Genomic DNA, 17,177 nt, shown 5'->3' on the forward strand with positions numbered 1-17,177 from the left:
TTTAACGCAAGTATAGGAAAGCGTGCTTCCAAGACCGTCGCTTTCGAGAGACTGCAACGTATTCCAACGAATCCGGATGGGTTGCAGCGCGCGATAACCAGCCGCCCGCCCCTGTGGCGGCAGGATCCCAACCGGGGCATTGGCAGATCAACGTCACCAAGGCTGACCGACCAGTTCACCATACGGCGCTGGTATCCGACAGCGCGGGATTATGGGTGCATACCGAAGAAGTATGAACTCTTCGGGGAAGAGGGTTTGAGGCTGCCACCACAACACCTTCCCACACTCGTCAGTGAGGAAGCACAGAGGGATTTCATCCCAATCGACGAACGCGATCACGCCAAAGCTTCCGCGCTCGAAAATAGGCTCATGATCGGCACATCGGTGTTGATAGCCGAGAAATATGAAACGGCTTCCGCAATGCATCTGGTGATCTCCAGCGAATAAAGACCACCGGAAAAAGTGACGCCGAAAATGCGGCTTGCAACAACTTTCGGTTGCAACCGGTTGCAATCAAAAAGGTGGGAAGCACCCCCATTGTTGGTGGCGTGAACCCCCCGATTGTTGCTCGAACCACCCCGATGCGCGGGGAACTGCGAACCCAGCAAACGGGGGTCAAACCCTCAAGAAGGAACCCTCTGATTAGAAACGCTCAGACAGAAGGGGCGCGTCGCTACCGCAACGCGCCCGGCCATCTTTTTCTTACGCTGCCGCTCGGAGTTTTCTCCGGGAGAATGATTTCCACTCTTCAGGCGTCAAACGCTCGACCTCTTCCGGAGAAGCTACAATTTCCTCATGGGTCACGAAATCGCAACTTAGGACCTTCCGGAGACGAAGCACGCCTTCCTCAACTGCTGTAATCCGCCAGACTGCGTCGAGCCTTCGGACGTGCTCGCCGGACACGAACGGTGCGCAGGTTGGCAGAACGCCCGAGCCAGCTTCGACGAGCCATTTAGAAAGCCGCGTGCGTGACAATGGCATGTAGACGTTCGCTGGCGTGGCGCTCCCACGCTTGCCCGGAAACACTTCAATAGCACCCTTGCGTCGCAAGCTGTTCATTGCAGTCCGCACCGTGTCTTCTTTCTTGATCCCGCATCCGGACGTTATCGGTTCACCGTCGGGCGTGCATTTTAGCTCGCCCCTTTCGTCTCGCATCCCCTCAAGGAAATGGTCCATGGAAATCGCTTCCGCGAACTTCTGCCAATCGAGTGTTCGGCTTTTAATAAACAGCCAGACCCGAAGCTCAGAGCTGCGCAAGCGGGGAAGTAACTGACGGAAGATGGTCCGCTCCCACCGCCGCTCAACCTCGCTTCTTACGGGGTTCAGAGATGATGCGAACTCATTCCAGATTTCTGGTTCTTGGCCGATGTAATATTTAGTCATTTCGCCTCCTAGAGAGTTGATGGAGGCGGGCTAATATTCACATCTTTGGCCCGATTTCTACAAGTTTCGGTTGCAACGGGTTGCAACATAAAATCGCATAAATACAATAGCTTGTTATCACCAGCGAGACGGCTTGAAATCGTAATCATCGGTGTCGCCAAACAACTGCAAATCCGCGAAACGTTTCTCAATACCGTCCGGCGATAGAAGAGCCTCGCGCTTCGATAGATGGTCCTGCGCCCAGCAAAGAAACATCGACACTCGGGGGGACACGTCCCCGGAGGTGTGATCGAGCAGCGCCCTGATCAGACCGCGAAGCCTCTGCATCTCTTCGAGCTCGCCGAGGATGGTCGTCAGACCCGCTAAGCGTCGTTCTTGGATGTGCCGCGAACGTGCCGCCTCCTCGCGTTTCTGCCGCTCATCCTCGATGCGTCTTGCTTCAGCGTCCCGCCTTGCGCGATCCTCAATCTTGGCGGCGGCAAAAACCGCTAAGCCCACGGCAATGTCATCGGCCATATTGTCGAGCCGTTGAACCTTAGCGTCGCGGAAGCTCCGACGCGGCGACAGTCCCCAGAAGTAGCTGTGCTCAAACTCAAATGTGAGCTGTCCTGTGGGACGATAATCCCACTCGGGGAAGCGAGGTCGGTCAAAGCTCCAATCATCCCACGAACGACTGGCGATTTGTCTGTCGCGTTTGCGCTGCCATGCATCGAGTTTCGCCTGTTCAGCATCGCTTAGCACGTGCTTCTCGCGCTTCACTTGCTCCGTGATAGAGAAGCCGACGGATTGACCGTCGCGCTCAAACACGGCGACGCTCTGGCCCGACTGCAACGCGAAACCTTGCCGCGCAGCAGCCCACACGAGCTTAGGCAGCAGGATTGCCAATCGATCTATCGATTGCGGCGATACCTCGCAGGAAATCACTCCGAGGGGACCGACTGCGACCAAACCTCTCTCGTCGGACTTTGCCTTTCGGAGTTGACCCAGAGTGTGTTCGACAATTCGATTTGGCTTCTCGGTAGCTTCATCGTCGTTAGTGGCCGCAATGATCCGCGCCTTCTCTCGCGCCTCCGCGAGCGATGCTGGTTCTCCGCTTAAGTCAGCGCCCGCGATTGTGATCTTGCCAGATGTTCCATCTTTCAATTTTGGAAGCGAAGTTTGCGTTACCTTCTTTCCAGCCGCTTTCTTTGCCCACCAGCCCAAAGGTGGAGTAGGAATATTCTGCTTCCTGCACATCTTGTGAAGCGCGACATCTGAAATTGCGAATTGCTTCGCCAGGTGTGTCATCGGCTTCGTCCAAACGAGTTCGTAGAACTCCTCACGAGTGAAGCTCGTAGCCACGCGTTCCTTCCTCCTGATGCAACTCGGTGGAGCGTGCGAGACGGTTACTCGCTCGTGTCAATCAGCGCCAGTTTGCAACCGGTTGCAATGCGGCAGGAGATGATCGCTAGTCGGCGCAGTAGCGAAGCACGGTGTTCTTTGAGAGGCTGAAGTGCGACATCGTCTCCCGCACTGTCTTTCCATTACTCTTGCGCCATTCGCGGACAGCCTTGGGGTCTGCCGCTAGCGGACGGCCCAAATTGGACCGCCCCCGGTGGGTCTTGCCAGTCCGCAGATACGCCTCGCGAGCCGCTAATCGACCGGCATCGCAGCGCTCCTTGATACGGTGGCGTTCCATGTCCGCGATTTGCGCGAGGACAGCAACGATCAGTTCGCCAACGCCTTTGCCAATCGGCCCCAAGCCCACAATTTCCAATGTGACGCCCTGTTCGATGAGGCGTCGAACCGTCGCTTGCACGTCGAGGGCATCACGACCCAATCGATCCAGCGCATACACGCAAAGCGTATCGCCCTCGCGCACGTAGGACAGGAGCTTTGCAAATCCCGGACGAGACGCCGCTGGCGTAGCTCCGCTGACACCCTCGTCCACAAACTCGCGCTCGAAGGGACCGGCCAAGGCTCGGCGCTGGGCTTCAATGCTCTGACCTCCAGTCGAAACTCGAAAATACGCAATGCGGCTCACAGATCACTCCTCGCAGGTCCCAAAAGATAGCTGCCACTTTAGGAACCGGTGCCAGAAGTGCAAACGGTATCTTTCGGCACCAGCGTAGTCAGACATTTGCATGGTCCCAGAAGTTACAAGTTCTGAGCCTCCTCCAAAATAGAACCGCCACCCGCCACCGCTTGGCGCTTCAATGCTGTTGCTGCTAGCAGAGCATCAAAAGGGGTTCTTCACCACATGACTGTTCAGATCGACCAAATCTTCACGGCTGAAGCTGAGGGCGTTCAGGCCTTCCTGAGCAAGGCTGGTCAGGGATGCTATATCCCACCGTATCAGCGCGCTTATGCCTGGGACCGCGGCAACGTCGATCGGTTGTTAGAAGACGTCCTGAGCGGCCTCAATCATTTGATGACCAGAAAGCAAGCGATCAGCTTTCTCGGTACAATCATTGCTATCCACGACACGAACTTCGTTCACGTGAAGCCGATCTTTCGGACCGAGGTTCCTCCGCGCGTTATGACAATCATCGACGGTCAGCAGCGGATCAGCACGTTCGCGATGATCAACATCGCCCTTCATGACCAGATTCGAACGCTGATACGCCGTTTCGAGAAAGCAACAGGCGAGGAGTTTGAGTGGGCCGTCGAGCAGTCAAAAGAAGCACTAGCGGCTTTGTGGCGCAGCTTTGTTCATGAGCAAGCCACCGGCACTCCTCCCGTTTACCGCTATTACCCGCGGGTTATTCGCGCCATGGAAGATGCGTGGTCGCGCAGGCAAACACAGGCGATCTATGCATCGCCGATTGCTCGATTGATTTGGTCTTACATAAGCCACGTCGACGGCAGTTCGACTGACCCCTTTGAATACAAGGCACCCCTCGTCGGCGGCGAACCTGACCCACGGCACGCAGCTGTCGCGGATGTTTACGCCCACATCACTAACGAGTTGCGACGGATTGCACGAAACCCGGACAAATATGATTTTCCGGATCTCCAGCAGCTCGTTCAGGATGCGCCTTATGTTGAGGCTCTGTGGGGCTTTCCGGCTTCGGATGCCGTTGTAAAATACATCACAGAGCGTTCGGACCACCGCCTTTACAGCCACTACGTCCAGCTTTTCCGTTCCCTGATTTTTCTCAAATATTTTGGCAATCGCGTGGCTTTGACCATTGTGACCACGCGAACGGAAGACGACGCGTTCGACATGTTCGAAGCGCTGAATACCACTGGCGAGCCACTCACTGCGTACGAGACCTTTAGGCCCAAAATCATCGAGGCCGAGGGACTGGAGCATTTCGAGGCCTCACCGTCTTTCGACTCACTGAAGCGGATCGACAGGTACTTAGAAACATTCAAGAAGGCGGACGATCGGCAAAAGGCGACGGCCGATATGTTGATCCCCTTTGCACTGGCACAGACCGGTGAGAAACTTCAGAAAAACCTCAGCGACCAACGCCGTTATCTACGCGACAACTTCGCCGTAGATGATCAGCCACTGGATGAGAAGCGCAGGGCTGTTGCTTCCATGGCCAATCTCGCCGCGTTCATGCAAACCGGCTGGAACATTGCTTTGGATGATGTCCCTCAACTGGAAGACGCGCCCGCTTTCGATGATCTAACAGGTTTCGCTTTCCAAGCGCTGCGCAACCTCAAGCACAACATTACAATCGCGGCTCTTTCGAGATTCTACGATGAGCTTCGCGGTGCGCAGCCAGAAGAACGAGAGCAAAAAGCGCGTGATCTCTCCGAAGCAATCCAGGCCACAACAGCATTCTCGATGCTCTGGCGGGGAGCGAAGGGAGGTACCGAGAACATCGACACCCTCTATCGAAACCTACTCAGGGACGGTGATCCGCTTTCGAACATCCCGCCGCTCTCTGAGCGAGTGAAGACCCCTAAAGGCGAGAGCAAAGGTGTGGTTTCTCTCGCAAACTATCGGCGGCTGCTTCGTGAGCGCTTCCTCAAGGAGTTTCCGGCTAAAGATGACTGGGTGAAAGCCGCGAGTAGAGTACCGATCTATCTCCATTCGGGAGTTGTAGCGAAGTTCCTACTCATCGCCGCTAGCCACGACACGCAGCCGGATCAGAAAGAGCCAGGTCTAATCGAAAGAGGGAGATCGGGTCTGGCGCCAACGATGAATGCCGCTGCCTGGCGCGCGGACTCGATGTTCTCCGTCGAACATGTTGCGCCTCAGTCCATGTCCGCTGGTTGGGATCAAGATATCTACGAACCAGGCAACCTAGCTTACGATCGGTTGGGCAACCTAACGTTGCTGCCGAGCAGGGCCAACGAATACGTAAGCAATCGCAGCCCGTCTCATAAGTTGCTCCTTTACCGTTACTTCTCTTCGGCAACGGACCAGGATGCAAAGAATGTTGAAGCGGAGTTTAAGCCTGCGGGCCTGGCAGTTAGCCTAGCGGGGGAAAAGGTGCTCGGAACATCTCCGTACCTCCCAATGTGCCGCGCAATCGCCTCGTACAAAGGCCCTTGGGATGTTGCCATGATTGAGAAGCGCTCACGTCGGCTGGCAGAGCTCGCTTATGACAGCATAATCGGCTGGCTGGGGAATGGTAACTAGGTTTGATGAGGTGGGGCGCTACTTGTGGCAGATAACGCATCCCCCCGATGCCTCGTCGATGCCATATATATCATCGATCGTCTCGGGCGGGCGGGCCGACAACGGATTAAGTGGACGCTTCCGACGTAGCCTGTCGCGTCGCGCTTCATAGTCCGCCTTAATCTGAGCGACCCGTTCCGGCTTAATTAGGTCCGTAAGACTCTCTCCCATGCTCCAAGTGAAGGGCGAGCCGTCTTTGAGTGCGGTTTTCTCGTAGTCGATGGCTTCGGCGAATCGATCTGGATGCTCCTCGTAGAGCCGCACCCACTCAATCTTCTGTTGAAAGAAGCAGAAGGTGCAGCCCGAGCGCGATCGCCAGCGATAATACTCGGGCTCACCGACATCAGCTGACTGAAGGATCTCTATAACGCCGGCGCGATCCACGCCGGCCTCACGCAACGGGAAATGGACGCGCATATTCGGGTGCGTCGCTTGGTAGCCGTCCCGCGCCGGTTCATCTGCGCGAATGGCGACGTACGAATGAACGATCGTGCCGTCGTCCAGGTCGGCTCTAATCCAGTGCTCGAGCGGCCTTAGCTTTAGCTGCCGCGTACACCAACGCGTTCTCGGCGAAGGTAGGAAGTTGCCATATTCCGCGAGCCAGAAATCGAAATCCCGATCTGGATTGAGCCGTTGAATCGGCCGGCCAAGAAAGCCCTCAAGCCGGTCGAGAAATTCGTAAACCTCCGGTAATTCCTTCCCCGTGTCAGTGAAGAAGTATTCGAGCGGAAGCTCGGGCCTGTGTTGCCGGAGATATACTGCAAGCGCGGCGCTGTCGCGACCACCGGAAAGTCCTAAGATATGCCTCTCCGGGGTCATGCTGCCTCGGCCTCTGGCTCGGACGTCACCTCACCGCTCAACCCTGCCACTGCTCTCGCAAGGGCAGCCAGCTGTAGTCGTTCTGTACCGCCCGTGCTGCGGAGACCCGAAAGGACTTGTTCGGCAAGCTTTGAGGCTTCCAACTTCTCGGCTTCCGTGAGTTCGAAGCTCTGGACGAGCGGGAGGATATTGGGGTCGACGCCAACGACTAGGGCCACCGCTTCTGTAGAGGACTTGCGCTCGCGCACCACAGCCACGGCTTCAAGCTCGCGGAAGCGGCGACCAAAGCTAGCAAGTTGCGTGAAAGCCTGTTCACGATCCCGGTCACTCCAATTCATCAGCGGCTTATGGACCAACAAGCTGGCGAGCCCTTCGACGTCACGATCGCCGTCGTCGAAGCCCGCGGCGCGCGTGGCGAAGGCATCGAAGGTCAAATCATTGGTAAGACCCTTGATCGACTGCACGCGCTCGGAAAGTCCCGCGAAATGCTCAGGATCGGTCCCAAGCGCACGGGCGAGAGCAACGGTGACCTCCTCTCGTAGCGTCGGATAAAGGCTCTCGCACTCTACGAGAGAAGACATGACAACTTCGCTCGAAAGCGAATCACCGAGCGCATCGGGCAAGTGTTCAAATAGTAAGACCTCCGGGTCCCTGCCCTTCAGAACAACAGAGCGAACCAGCTGCGCGCTTTCGCTAACGAGTGCGCTACGACGCGAGAAGTTCGGAAGCTCGTCGAAGCGTTGATACAAGGCTTTCGCGACTTCGAGCGCTGTACCTTCCTCCTCAACGCCAAGCCTCTGGGCCAGTCCCGTTAAGAAAGCCGCTTCGCGGACGGACCTGTCGATATGGCGCAGTCGGACGACCGTTCCCTTTTGTAAAAGCTTGTCGGCAAATACATCGTCGAACGCGGTCTGAAACACATCGTCTAAATACACTGCAAGTCGATCGCGGTTCGCCATCATGTACGCGAGCGCCAGGACCGGCATCAGCCCTCTCTTTATCCCATAGGGTGGGGCGGCCCACCGATCGAAGAGGTCAGACAGGAGAATGTTGTTCGACTCTTCGAGATATCTCCATGCGGGGCGCAGCGATTGCCCAGCCTTGCTATCGTCGGGCGCATAAAAGTCTATCACGCCGTCTTCTTCACGGTGAAGGCCGAGCGGCTGAAGAACAGTTAGGTAGAGACCCTTGTGCGCGGGATAGCCTGCGATCCCGAGCTCCCTTTCCCGCGGCCGCAAAACCATAGCCCGACAGAGATCGCGCAGCGCCGCCATGGCGCTCGACGATGGTCGGTCACGCTGAAGCAATTCGGAAGCAACGATCGGTGCTTCTGGGAAGACCGCATCTGCTAGGGCGCTCGCAACGACTGAGAGCGGGCCTATTGCCGACTTAAGCGGCTCGACCGCCAACCACCATTTGGCACCCTCTAGGCTTTGACCAATCAGGCGGTGAAGTTCGTCAATTGCACGGCCTTGACGCGCGGCGATTTCGCGCTTGGCGATGCGGTCTCCTTCGAGCTGTGGATGATCGCGAAATACGCGCTCCACGGCTACGAGTTCGGAGACTGTCAGACGAAGATCGTCCCCAGATTGTGCTGCTGCGACGGCCGCGACGACGCCCCGCTCCTGGAGAGAGCAGGCCAGTCTCTTCGCTGTCTTTTCTAGCGCTGACCCCTTGAGCGACCCATCGGAAAGCAGAAGGATGAGCAATCCGCTTCCCTTTGCGGACTTTGCTGACACGCGATCAGCAACTTCGTGATTGTCATCAGAATCGCCGATCAGTTCGAGGCGAATTTCAAACGTCCGGAGCGCGCCACGGTCGAAATAATGCCGTTTAGCGGCTGCAGATCCAATCCCGATCCGCTCCGGGATTTCGGCTAGCGTATCGCGATCCGGTGCTCCGCTTGCACGCGCGACCGCTTCCTCGAGATCGAAATCGCTGCCAGCAAATAGAGCATAGCCGCCAAGCCTAGGCTGGCGGATGAGGATCGCCCACTCGAGGAGATCCTTGATGGCTTTGCCAACCTCCTCCGCGCCCGCCATGGGCAAGGATGCAGCAAGGAAGTCATCGGCAACCGCGACGCCACTTCCGTTCCGGAAAAGCTCTATGACCGCCGCCGCCTTAGTGAGTTCAACATGTAGCGCGCTGCCCTTTGCGCCAGCCCGCTCGATTGCTTCGAACGCAAGGCTGAAGCGGTGACCTTCTGGCCCGCTCGCAAGCGCCATTCCAAAATTGGCCCCAAGATAATCCCAAAGGCGCGCGGGATCATACGTGTCGTTCCCTGTCGCGTTGCCAAGGAATTCCTGAAAACCGTGAGGCTCCGCGGAGCTCAGAAAACCGAACACCGAGCGCTCGTTTTGCGCGAAACGCTGACGTGATACCGGCCCCAAGAGCAACGCGGTGACTGGATTGAGCGGCCAAGTTGCAGCCAGCGCTCGAGAAAGGTTCTCGACGTCGGCGGGTCGGCGCTTCGCTACCGCTTCCGCAACCCCCTTTGCTTTAGCGTAAGCTGAAGCCGGCCGCTGCTCACACGTGATCGCTTGCCCAAGTAAGCCGACTGTTTCGTCGGCACCACTCAAGAAGGCGATGTCGTGAAAGCGGCCCTGAACCTTGGCCCATTCTTTGCGCGCGTCGCGCGCCGCTCGCGCCGCGTATTGGTCGAAGGATTGATGGAGGATACCAACGACGACGAGGCGCCCGTTGCTCCGGGATGCTTGCTCGGCAAGATCCTGAAGGAGATGAACGTCTCCCCCTTCGATCGCCTCATGCTCGAGCATCTTACCGAGTTCGTCGAGGATCAGGAGGATGCCGCACCGGCTCTTGCCGGAGTCTGCGAGTAGGCGCTCGACCAAGCGTTCGTCAGATTGCACGAGACTTGCTTGAACGTCAGCAGACCACCCGAGCGGCTTGGTCGCAGCCTGCACGATCGTCTCACGAAGACGTGCCCGGCTCCCAGTAACCGCAATCACCGTCCAGGAGCCGCGCGGCGCCGGAAAAGCTGTAGCGAACTTCCGCGTCAGGTCCTCGCCAGCAATCTCCGCGGCGAGCGCCCGGTTGCGCTTCGATCCGCCGACCAAATTGGCGATCAGGAGCGCGGCGCTTGATTTTCCGCCGCCATACGGGCCCGTCCAGGTGAAGGCCCCCTGCCGACTTTCTGCCTGGCTGGCGACCATGGTGGATAGCGCTTTGACAATGCTCGCCTGGAGCACATAGCCGACCAGCGGCGGAGTCCCTTCCAGATCAGCATCAATCCGGGCTGACCGCGCAAACCGACGATTGATCTGAACTTCGTTACTGAGTGGCATCACGCGGCCCTCAGCACTGGCGACAGCGGGCTATAACCATGCTTGAGCAAAGGAATGGGATTGTACGGGCCAAGCTGGTGAACCTGCCGGAGACCCGCCGTATCGCGCCATTCCCAAGCGCCTCCGGTCTGGTCAGCGACCTTCATGAGGCGCGACACAACGCTGTCTTCATCGAGCTTAAATACTCGTCCGGGCGAACCCGAACCGTAGCAGATCTGCTCCGCAGTCAGCGCGGTTGCGTCTCCTTCGCGCCTCCAGAACTCGGCTAGCGCGAAATTGAAGACGCCGTCGGTCAACGTCGGCTTCGGCCCGCGAACAAACTCGTGCCACCCGCCGAGACGCGCCTCCCGGATTAAGCCCAGTTCGGCGAGCAGCGGCTCCGCCGCATCTTCGCCGTGTGAACCTACTTTGCGGACGTAACTCCTTAGGAATACTTCGATGTCGCGTTTCAACGTGCCGCGTGTCACTCGCCAATTCGACTTCTTCGCGAGTGCCTCCAATTCGTCGGCGAGGCTATGAGCATCGAATTCGATCGATGCGAGTCTATTGAAAGCATACCACGAGGTAGTCGTCTTCCCGAGCGTCGACGCGACATGCCAATGGACAAGCCAAATCGTGGATGGCCGCTCGAGATACGGATCCAGGCCGCCATCGCTCAGAATAAGCTGGCCGAGCCTCGACGCCACGAGATCCGTCCCGTCTTCTTCAAAGAAGCCGGACGCCAACGCCCAATGACGCATCGACGCAGCCATATTGCGCCCCACGCCGTACGTTGCGATTGCTTTTTGTTCTTGAAATGTTCTAAGAGGGGCTCGGTCGCCGATGCTGTCGAAAACCTTCTTCAGCCACAGCAGGCGAAGCGGGAAGGTTTCATGACCTGCGAATTGCGGCTTTTCTCGTATCCCCCGGGTCGACATGGCCGGATGCTACTGGACGACACGTCCAGTAGCAAGCTCTAGTGGCTCGCTGAAGCGATTTTCTCTGCCGCTCTCGCGACATCCTCGTCGGTCACGAATCGACCGCAGAAGAGACGCACAACCTCGCTCGCCTCAAGTTCGGAAAATCCCATTGCTTCAAGCACATGGGAGCGCCTGAGCTGACCTGACGTACAGGCTGATCCGGTGGAAATCTGCACCTCGCGAGCAAGTTTAAGGCACAGGTCCTCAGCATCAATTCCATCGATGGCAATCGCAGCACTGCCGGGAACCACCGGGTGTGGGCCTGAGATCCGCCGGTAACGAATTTGCCGTTCAGCAAGGCCGACCAGCAGATCATTCACCCGCGCCACGTTCTTGTTCGCGTCGGTGAGCCGCTCCGCCGAAGCGCGCGCCGCCGCGCCAAAACCGGCAATTAGGGCGACGGGTTCGGTGCCTGGACGCAAGCCGTTTTCCTGCCCTCCGCCATAAGTAATCGGCAGCGGCTTCGTTGCGGCCGCCGAGACGAACAATGCGCCAATACCCATAGGACCGTACATTTTGTGGCTGGAGATGCTCAGATAGTCGACCCCGAGCTCCACGACATCCGTGGGGATCTTGCCCACGGCTTGCGCAGCATCGCTATGGAAGAGCGCACCGACCCGATGCGCGGCGGCTGCCGCTTCCTCGATGGGTTGGATGACCCCCGTTTCATTATTTGCTGCCATGATCGAGACCAGAGCTGTCTGTTCGTCTACGAGAGCCTGAAAAGCCGTCAAATCGAGCCTGCCGAACCGATCCACTGGCGCCAAGTTGACCTCATAGGCCTCCCAGCGGAGTGCCGCTGCTGCCTCAAGCACTGCCTTGTGCTCGATTGTCGAAACGATGATCTTGTTCCGGTCCGATCCACTCTTACGGAGCGCGCGCGCCACGCCGATGAGTGCAAGATTGTCCGCCTCAGTTGCACCCGAGGTGAAAACAATCTCTGTAGGGGCTGCATTGATTAGGCTCGCTACCAATGCCCGCGCCGATTCAACCGTTCCAGCCGCGCGCTGGCCAGCGGCATGCTGAGACGAAGCATTTCCAGGCTCGTCGAAGGCCGCAAGCATCGCCTCTCGAGCTTCGGGTGCAAGCGGCGTCGTCGAAAAGCCGTCAAGATAGACGGGCTCATTCATGCCTACGAGCTTAGGGCTTGCAACGGGTGCATGCATGTTGATCTTCATGCAAGCGATAGCAGAGCAGCGCAACTCGAACGGTCCGCCAGCAGTGGAGCACCCTGAGGTGCGTGAACGGGTACTAGTCTCACGGACCCCCGGGGACGGCGCTATCTTTGGACTTCACTCGTGTTCGTACCTTGGGGGACAATAGCTTCCAGAGGCGCTATTCCACCACGGTTGCAACCGGTTGCAAAATCTCGCGAAGTCTCTCCTTCTGTGGGAGATACCCCCGCTGAACGAGCCTCTACGAACTCGTAGCGCGGATAACGCGAAAGCCATCTGAAGCTCGTGCGGACGAGGACGTTGCCATACGATTGATGGACGTCTCTTGCGGCGTGTCCGAGAATAGCGCGGCAAACGTCATCCGGTATGCCTATGTCATTCGCGACGGTGACGAACCGATGCCGCCAACCGTGATTGGGCTGAAGTTCGGGGTCGTCGAGGCCGACTGTCTTTCTGACCCACACGGCCACTCGCTGCGCCGCTTTCGTGTATTGCGGGTTGGCACTGGATGCCTTCCGCCTATTGGCCGGGTCGTAAAAGAGCGGACCGGAGCGCTTGGTAACCGCCTCAACGAAGCCCTGTTCAATCAAGTGGGGATGGAGCGCCACTTGCCGCGCAAAGTGCCCCTTCTGTGAACCCGCTTCAGGCCGAACGGTGACATACCAAATCCCATCTTCGGTCTGGCCTATGTCCTCACGGCGAAGTTGCGCCATCTCTGCAACACGTGCGCCCGTGTATGCGCAAAGCCACGGAAGCCACCTTCTCGCGAACATACCAAAGCTGTGGTTCGCATCGCTGCCGACCGCCAAGGACGCGGCGAGAACCAACTTGGCCTCGGCTTCAGTGAAGCCCTTTTCGGGTCGATTTCTTACTACCGGTGGCGTGTGGACGGTAATGCCCGAAGCCGGGTTATCCGACATCAAGCGGTTCCGCTTAGCCCAGCCGAAGACCGCCTTCGCCGCTCCGATATACCCATTCCGAACAGTCTGACCTGCTCGCCCGGTTCCGCTTTGGAGCAGCGCATCCTTCCACGTGACGATGTCATCCGGTCTTACACTTCCGGCGTCCTCGTGGCCCAAGTGGGCGATGAGTGAGTTCAGCGCGGTGCTCCACTTTTTGACTGTCTTCGCGGCGGGTTTTCTTTCAGCGAGGTAGCCATCCAAGATCGTCGTAATCGAAACCGATGATTGCTTTTCTCCGTGCTCGCGGTCTCGCTGATACTCCGACGCGGCGAACATCGGATGGGTCGGCTGGTGGGCCTTCCCGATCTGTTGTTCTACTTCGACACGTTTGGACAACTCGTATTGTGCACGGCCCACTCGATCTTCGAGAAACCGGAGAAGCTCGCCGTCGGAAGGCAAGATCCAGCCGTTCCTCTCTGCAAGGCCTTCGGCGATCCAGCACGTGAGCAGCGGCATGTCTCGCGTCCTCGGAGACGACACCCGAAGGACCGCGTTCTCGATATGCTGGATGTCCCGCACCTTCTGCTCGCCATCCGCCCCGAAAAGTGAGGTGCCGAGACTGCTTTCCCGGTCGAGGAGCCACTCTCTGACTACTCGTTCCATCTCGTCGCGATCAGGCACTCGCTTGATGCGGACAAGTTGGACGGGATTATGCGACTTGGATTGTCCCCGCGCCTCGGCGATCAGCCGCTCGCAATATGTCCGGTGGAAGGTCGCAAGCTGCTCTGCGTCCCTTCGAGTAACGTCGCCGAAGCTTCTCACGTACTCCGTCACGCCGCCGAAAGCGTCCCGCGCATCGAGCGGTATGACCTTGCGGAAAGTATAGCTGTTACCGCGCAGGATCAGGTTTTTTGCAACGCGCTGCACTATTGGGCGCGATGGACGTTTTGGAGCACTCATATGGAGCAGGCTATCGGCGGAAGCCGCTGATTTCCAATGTTTTCTACTATATCAGCAGCTTGGAAAAGCGCTGGCGGAGACGGAGGGATTCGAACCCTCGGTACGGGAATTCCCCGTACGGCGGTTTAGCAAACCGCTGGTTTCAGCCACTCACCCACGTCTCCGGGAGGCTTGAGGCCCGGGCCTATATAGAGCCGTTTCCCGGCGTTCAACCGGCCCGCACCTCGATACGCGTCGTGAGGCTCATCTCTTCTCCAGGCCCAAGGACCCGCATTCCAAGTTCAGGCCACTCGCTTGCCGGCGCATTGAGCGCCGCATTGGCGTGCGTCACCGGTTCGGCAACGAAGATCCCGCCTTCAGGCGGTGAATAGACCTGGAAGAAACGAGCCTCTGAGGAAGTTAGGTAGATCTCGAACGGCCAGTCCGGATCGCTCATTCGGGCGTGACCGTTCCAACCCGAAAATCCATTGTCGAGATGCTGGCCGCAAATCAGCCGGTCCTCAAGATCGTAGCGCCCTTCCGCCGCTACCTTGTCGAGGGGCAATACATTCTCGTCGACCGTCCAGGCCTCGCGCACGCCGGTATCCAGCTTGGTCTTGGGTCCGCACGGAAAATAAGGATGCTGGCCAAGACCACAGGGCATCGGCTCGTCCGACATATTGTGGCACTCGAGGGTCAGCGTGAGACCCCTTTCGTCGAGCAGGAACAGCTGGCGCGCTTGGTAGTCCCAGGGCCATTCGCCTCCATGATGCCGATACGTGAGCGTCGCGCGCGTCTCGCTGCAATCCTGGGTTTCCCAGGGGTTCAGCCAGCCCTGGCCATGCAGTGGACTCGGATCACGAGGCATGTTCGGCCGAAGTCTGATTGTCCTGCCGCGGAAGCGGAATTCGCCGCCACGGATCCGGTTCACGAAGGGCACGAGGGGAAAGCAACTTGCCTCGAGGACATTTTCGAGAGGAGTGTGGCATTCGCGCAATATCGGCCATACCGCTCCGCCAGCAGTCCATTCGAAGGCCGAAATTGCGCCGCCAATCCGGGGGCTTAGCTCGATTCTGAGATTTCCAGCCGACAGGCCGATCGTCGGTTGCGTCGCCATTTCTTTCCGTTTCTTTTCAAAACTATTCACAGGAGAGCAACTTCCTTGGGGATAAGCGGCGAATAGGCGTTGCACGCGGATTCGCGGCAGCGGTATCTAACGCCCCGGGGCCGGGGAGGGTCACGAATGAGTAGACGCGTCAAGGAATTCGTCGACGTGGCGGACCATGTGTCCATCGACGAGCTCATCCAGAAATTGAGCGAGATCCGCGACAGCTTGCCGAAGGAGGCCGGTGCCGAGCTTCGCCTGCGCGGCGACGATATCTTCGGCCACCGAATCACGGTCAGCTACTTCCGCGACCAAACGGAAGAGGAAGCGGAAATAGAGAAGCGCTATGCCGACGCGGCGCGCGAAGCCAAGGAGCGCGAGCTTGAAAGGCTTCAGGCCGAGCTGGGCGTCGTCTGCTATGCAGCGCCTGGCAAGCGCGGCAAGCTGAGGATCGTCGCCTAGCTCTGAGCCGGACGAAAGTTCAGCGCGAGCCCGTTCATGCAGTAGCGAAGGCCCGTAGGTTTCGGGCCATCATCGAACACGTGGCCAAGATGGCCGCCGCAGCGTGCGCACAGCACCTCCGTTCGCTCCATCATCAGGCTATTGTCGGAGCGGGTCACAACTGCCTTGGGCAGCACTCTCCAGAAGCTCGGCCAGCCGGTGCCGCTTTCAAACTTGGTCGTCGAGCTGAACAGCGGGTTGTCACACCCGGCGCAGGCAAAAACGCCGCGCCTATGCTCCTTGAGAAGCGGGCTGGTGAAGGGCCGTTCGGTCGCCGCTTCCCGAAGGACTGCGTAGCGGGCAGGCCCGAGCAGCCGTTGCCATTCGGCGGGCGAGTGATTGACTGGGAAGCGCAGGACAGGCGCTGCGCCGCTCGAGCGCCCGAACGCGAGCATGCCGCCTACAGCTGCAGCGCCAGAGAGACCAAGGAATGCACGTCGATCGATCATTTCGCGAGCTCATATGGGGGCTGACGGGTTTCTGAGCTTCAATGTAGGAAGTTTTCCCCCGGCGGCCAGATAAGCGAGATCGCTGTCTCGCAGGGCCGGCACGAGCGCCGGCTTGCGGCAGCTCTCAGGGCCGTTTGCCCGCCTGTCCGATGGCTGAAGCTATGTCCCTATTGTTACTGGACTTTCGCTGTCCGTAGATTATGTACCGATCGATATGAATAAGCCCGACTCCATTTGTGTCCGAGGCCGGCCTCGCGAGTTTTGCGTGGACGCGGCGCTCGCGCGCGCGCTCGAAGTGTTCTGGAGCAAGGGGTACGACGGCGCGTCCCTCAACGACCTCACCGATGCGATGGGGATCAACCGACCGAGCATGTACGCCGCGTTCGGCAACAAGGAAGAACTCTTCAAGAAGGCGCTGGACCTCTACGAGCGCGAGAAGATGGCCTATATCGGCAGGGCGCTCGACCAGCCGACGGCCCGGCTCGTCGCAGAGACGATGCTGCGCGGTGCAATCGACGTGGCTTGTGGGGGCGATCAGCCACACGGATGCCTGCGGGTCATCAACTCTGTCGCCTGCAGCCCTGAAGCAGGGTCAATCCGCCACGAGATCGTCGAGCGCGGAAAGGCCGGACGCGCTTCACTTGCCGCCCGGTTCGAGCGCGCGAAAGCCGAAGGCGACATTCCGGACCACGTCGATCCCCAGGGCCTTACCGGGGTCCTTGTCGCAATGCTCCAGGGTATTTCCCTGCAGGCGAGTCAGGGCGCTCCGCGAGAGGAGCTTGAGCGGCTTGCCGACACCAGCCTCTCGCTCTGGCCGTCGGCCTGATTTATCGGGACCCCCACTTTTTTTATCGACCGGTATAGAAATTGGCTTGACGCCGCCCGGGTGTCTTTATACTGAGCGGTACAGAAGTCCTCCAGCGGTCTGTGGAGGATTTTGATCATCGACTGACAAGGGGTGCGTCAAACATGATTCACAACCGCTTGAGGGCCTGACACCCGGCCACTGTTAGTATCAGAGA

General features: G+C 58.5%; 14 protein-coding genes and 1 tRNA gene. 3 read left to right on the forward strand and 12 right to left on the reverse strand.

Features of this window, described 5'->3' with window-relative positions; all coding sequences use genetic code 11:
• Positions 1 to 335: 335 nt before the first annotated feature.
• The 4 genes from V8192_RS00910 to V8192_RS00925 all read right to left on the reverse strand — a co-directional run bounded on the left by V8192_RS00910 (position 336) and on the right by V8192_RS00925 (position 3,406).
• A complete protein-coding gene (locus tag V8192_RS00910; RefSeq protein WP_341631182.1) occupies positions 336 to 608 on the reverse strand; it encodes a hypothetical protein in 273 nt (90 codons plus the stop codon).
• Between the two features lie 94 nt (positions 609 to 702).
• Positions 703 to 1,383, reverse strand: coding sequence for a hypothetical protein (locus tag V8192_RS00915; protein WP_341631183.1), 681 nt, complete (start codon positions 1,381 to 1,383; stop codon positions 703 to 705).
• Between the two features lie 117 nt (positions 1,384 to 1,500).
• On the reverse strand, positions 1,501 to 2,724 hold the full coding sequence (locus V8192_RS00920) for a hypothetical protein (RefSeq protein WP_341631184.1): 1,224 nt from the start codon (positions 2,722 to 2,724) through the stop codon (positions 1,501 to 1,503).
• A 106-nt stretch (positions 2,725 to 2,830) separates the two neighbouring features.
• Complete coding sequence (locus V8192_RS00925; protein WP_341631185.1) at positions 2,831 to 3,406, reverse strand: recombinase family protein; 576 nt, start codon at positions 3,404 to 3,406, stop codon at positions 2,831 to 2,833.
• Positions 3,407 to 3,622: 216 nt separating this feature from the next.
• Here V8192_RS00925 and V8192_RS00930 point away from each other — a divergent pair, with 216 nt between their 5' ends.
• On the forward strand, positions 3,623 to 5,962 hold the full coding sequence (locus tag V8192_RS00930; RefSeq protein ID WP_341631186.1) for a GmrSD restriction endonuclease domain-containing protein: 2,340 nt from the start codon (positions 3,623 to 3,625) through the stop codon (positions 5,960 to 5,962).
• An 18-nt stretch (positions 5,963 to 5,980) separates the two neighbouring features.
• Here the strand turns inward: V8192_RS00930 and V8192_RS00935 are convergent, their stop codons facing one another.
• From V8192_RS00935 to V8192_RS00965, 7 genes are all read right to left on the reverse strand, one after another.
• A complete protein-coding gene (locus V8192_RS00935; protein WP_341631187.1) occupies positions 5,981 to 6,820 on the reverse strand; it encodes a phosphoadenosine phosphosulfate reductase family protein in 840 nt (279 codons plus the stop codon).
• Positions 6,817 to 10,125 carry a hypothetical protein gene (locus V8192_RS00940; protein WP_341631188.1) on the reverse strand — a complete coding sequence of 1,103 codons (3,309 nt, stop codon included), beginning with the start codon at positions 10,123 to 10,125 and terminating at the stop codon, positions 6,817 to 6,819. The genes V8192_RS00935 and V8192_RS00940 overlap by 4 nt, the downstream gene beginning before the upstream one ends.
• Complete coding sequence (locus V8192_RS00945) at positions 10,125 to 11,042, reverse strand: DUF4007 family protein (RefSeq protein ID WP_341631189.1); 918 nt, start codon at positions 11,040 to 11,042, stop codon at positions 10,125 to 10,127. The genes V8192_RS00940 and V8192_RS00945 overlap by 1 nt, the downstream gene beginning before the upstream one ends.
• 38 nt (positions 11,043 to 11,080) lie before the next feature.
• Entirely contained in the window at positions 11,081 to 12,214 is a 1,134-nt protein-coding gene (locus V8192_RS00950; protein WP_341631190.1) for a cysteine desulfurase family protein, read from the reverse strand.
• Positions 12,215 to 12,363: 149 nt separating this feature from the next.
• On the reverse strand, positions 12,364 to 14,088 hold the full coding sequence (locus V8192_RS00955) for a tyrosine-type recombinase/integrase (RefSeq protein ID WP_341631191.1): 1,725 nt from the start codon (positions 14,086 to 14,088) through the stop codon (positions 12,364 to 12,366).
• Positions 14,089 to 14,192: 104 nt separating this feature from the next.
• Positions 14,193 to 14,285 (reverse strand) — tRNA-Ser (locus V8192_RS00960).
• A 44-nt stretch (positions 14,286 to 14,329) separates the two neighbouring features.
• Entirely contained in the window at positions 14,330 to 15,217 is an 888-nt protein-coding gene (locus V8192_RS00965) for an aldose 1-epimerase (RefSeq protein WP_341631192.1), read from the reverse strand.
• A gap of 126 nt (positions 15,218 to 15,343) precedes the next feature.
• Between V8192_RS00965 and V8192_RS00970 the strand changes: the two genes are divergently transcribed.
• Positions 15,344 to 15,667: a hypothetical protein gene (locus V8192_RS00970; protein ID WP_341631193.1), complete on the forward strand. Its 324-nt coding sequence runs from the start codon at positions 15,344 to 15,346 to the stop codon at positions 15,665 to 15,667.
• On the opposite strand, the gene msrB is transcribed toward V8192_RS00970, so the two are convergent.
• Complete coding sequence (gene msrB, locus V8192_RS00975) at positions 15,664 to 16,155, reverse strand: peptide-methionine (R)-S-oxide reductase MsrB (RefSeq protein ID WP_341631194.1); 492 nt, start codon at positions 16,153 to 16,155, stop codon at positions 15,664 to 15,666. The two genes, V8192_RS00970 and msrB, sit on opposite strands and share 4 nt — an antisense overlap.
• A 214-nt stretch (positions 16,156 to 16,369) precedes the next feature.
• On the opposite strand from msrB, the gene V8192_RS00980 reads away from it, so the two are divergent.
• Positions 16,370 to 16,981, forward strand: coding sequence for a TetR/AcrR family transcriptional regulator (locus V8192_RS00980; protein WP_373276300.1), 612 nt, complete (start codon positions 16,370 to 16,372; stop codon positions 16,979 to 16,981).
• Positions 16,982 to 17,177 lie beyond the last annotated feature (196 nt).

The sequence above is a fragment of the Sphingomonas agri genome, assembly GCF_038148795.1.
GTDB classification, from domain to species: domain Bacteria; phylum Pseudomonadota; class Alphaproteobacteria; order Sphingomonadales; family Sphingomonadaceae; genus Sphingomicrobium; species Sphingomicrobium agri.

Coding starts and splice junctions, on each gene's coding strand:
- V8192_RS00915 (WP_341631183.1), bottom strand. CDS start 1,383: ATGACTAAATATTACATCGGCCAAGAACCAGAAATCTGGAATGAGTTC.
- V8192_RS00930 (WP_341631186.1), top strand. CDS start 3,623: ATGACTGTTCAGATCGACCAAATCTTCACGGCTGAAGCTGAGGGCGTT.
- V8192_RS00935 (WP_341631187.1), bottom strand. CDS start 6,820: ATGACCCCGGAGAGGCATATCTTAGGACTTTCCGGTGGTCGCGACAGC.
- V8192_RS00940 (WP_341631188.1), bottom strand. CDS start 10,125: ATGCCACTCAGTAACGAAGTTCAGATCAATCGTCGGTTTGCGCGGTCA.
- V8192_RS00945 (WP_341631189.1), bottom strand. CDS start 11,042: ATGTCGACCCGGGGGATACGAGAAAAGCCGCAATTCGCAGGTCATGAA.
- V8192_RS00950 (WP_341631190.1), bottom strand. CDS start 12,214: ATGAATGAGCCCGTCTATCTTGACGGCTTTTCGACGACGCCGCTTGCA.
- V8192_RS00965 (WP_341631192.1), bottom strand. CDS start 15,217: ATGGCGACGCAACCGACGATCGGCCTGTCGGCTGGAAATCTCAGAATC.
- V8192_RS00970 (WP_341631193.1), top strand. CDS start 15,344: ATGAGTAGACGCGTCAAGGAATTCGTCGACGTGGCGGACCATGTGTCC.
- msrB (WP_341631194.1), bottom strand. CDS start 16,155: ATGATCGATCGACGTGCATTCCTTGGTCTCTCTGGCGCTGCAGCTGTA.
- V8192_RS00980 (WP_373276300.1), top strand. CDS start 16,370: ATGAATAAGCCCGACTCCATTTGTGTCCGAGGCCGGCCTCGCGAGTTT.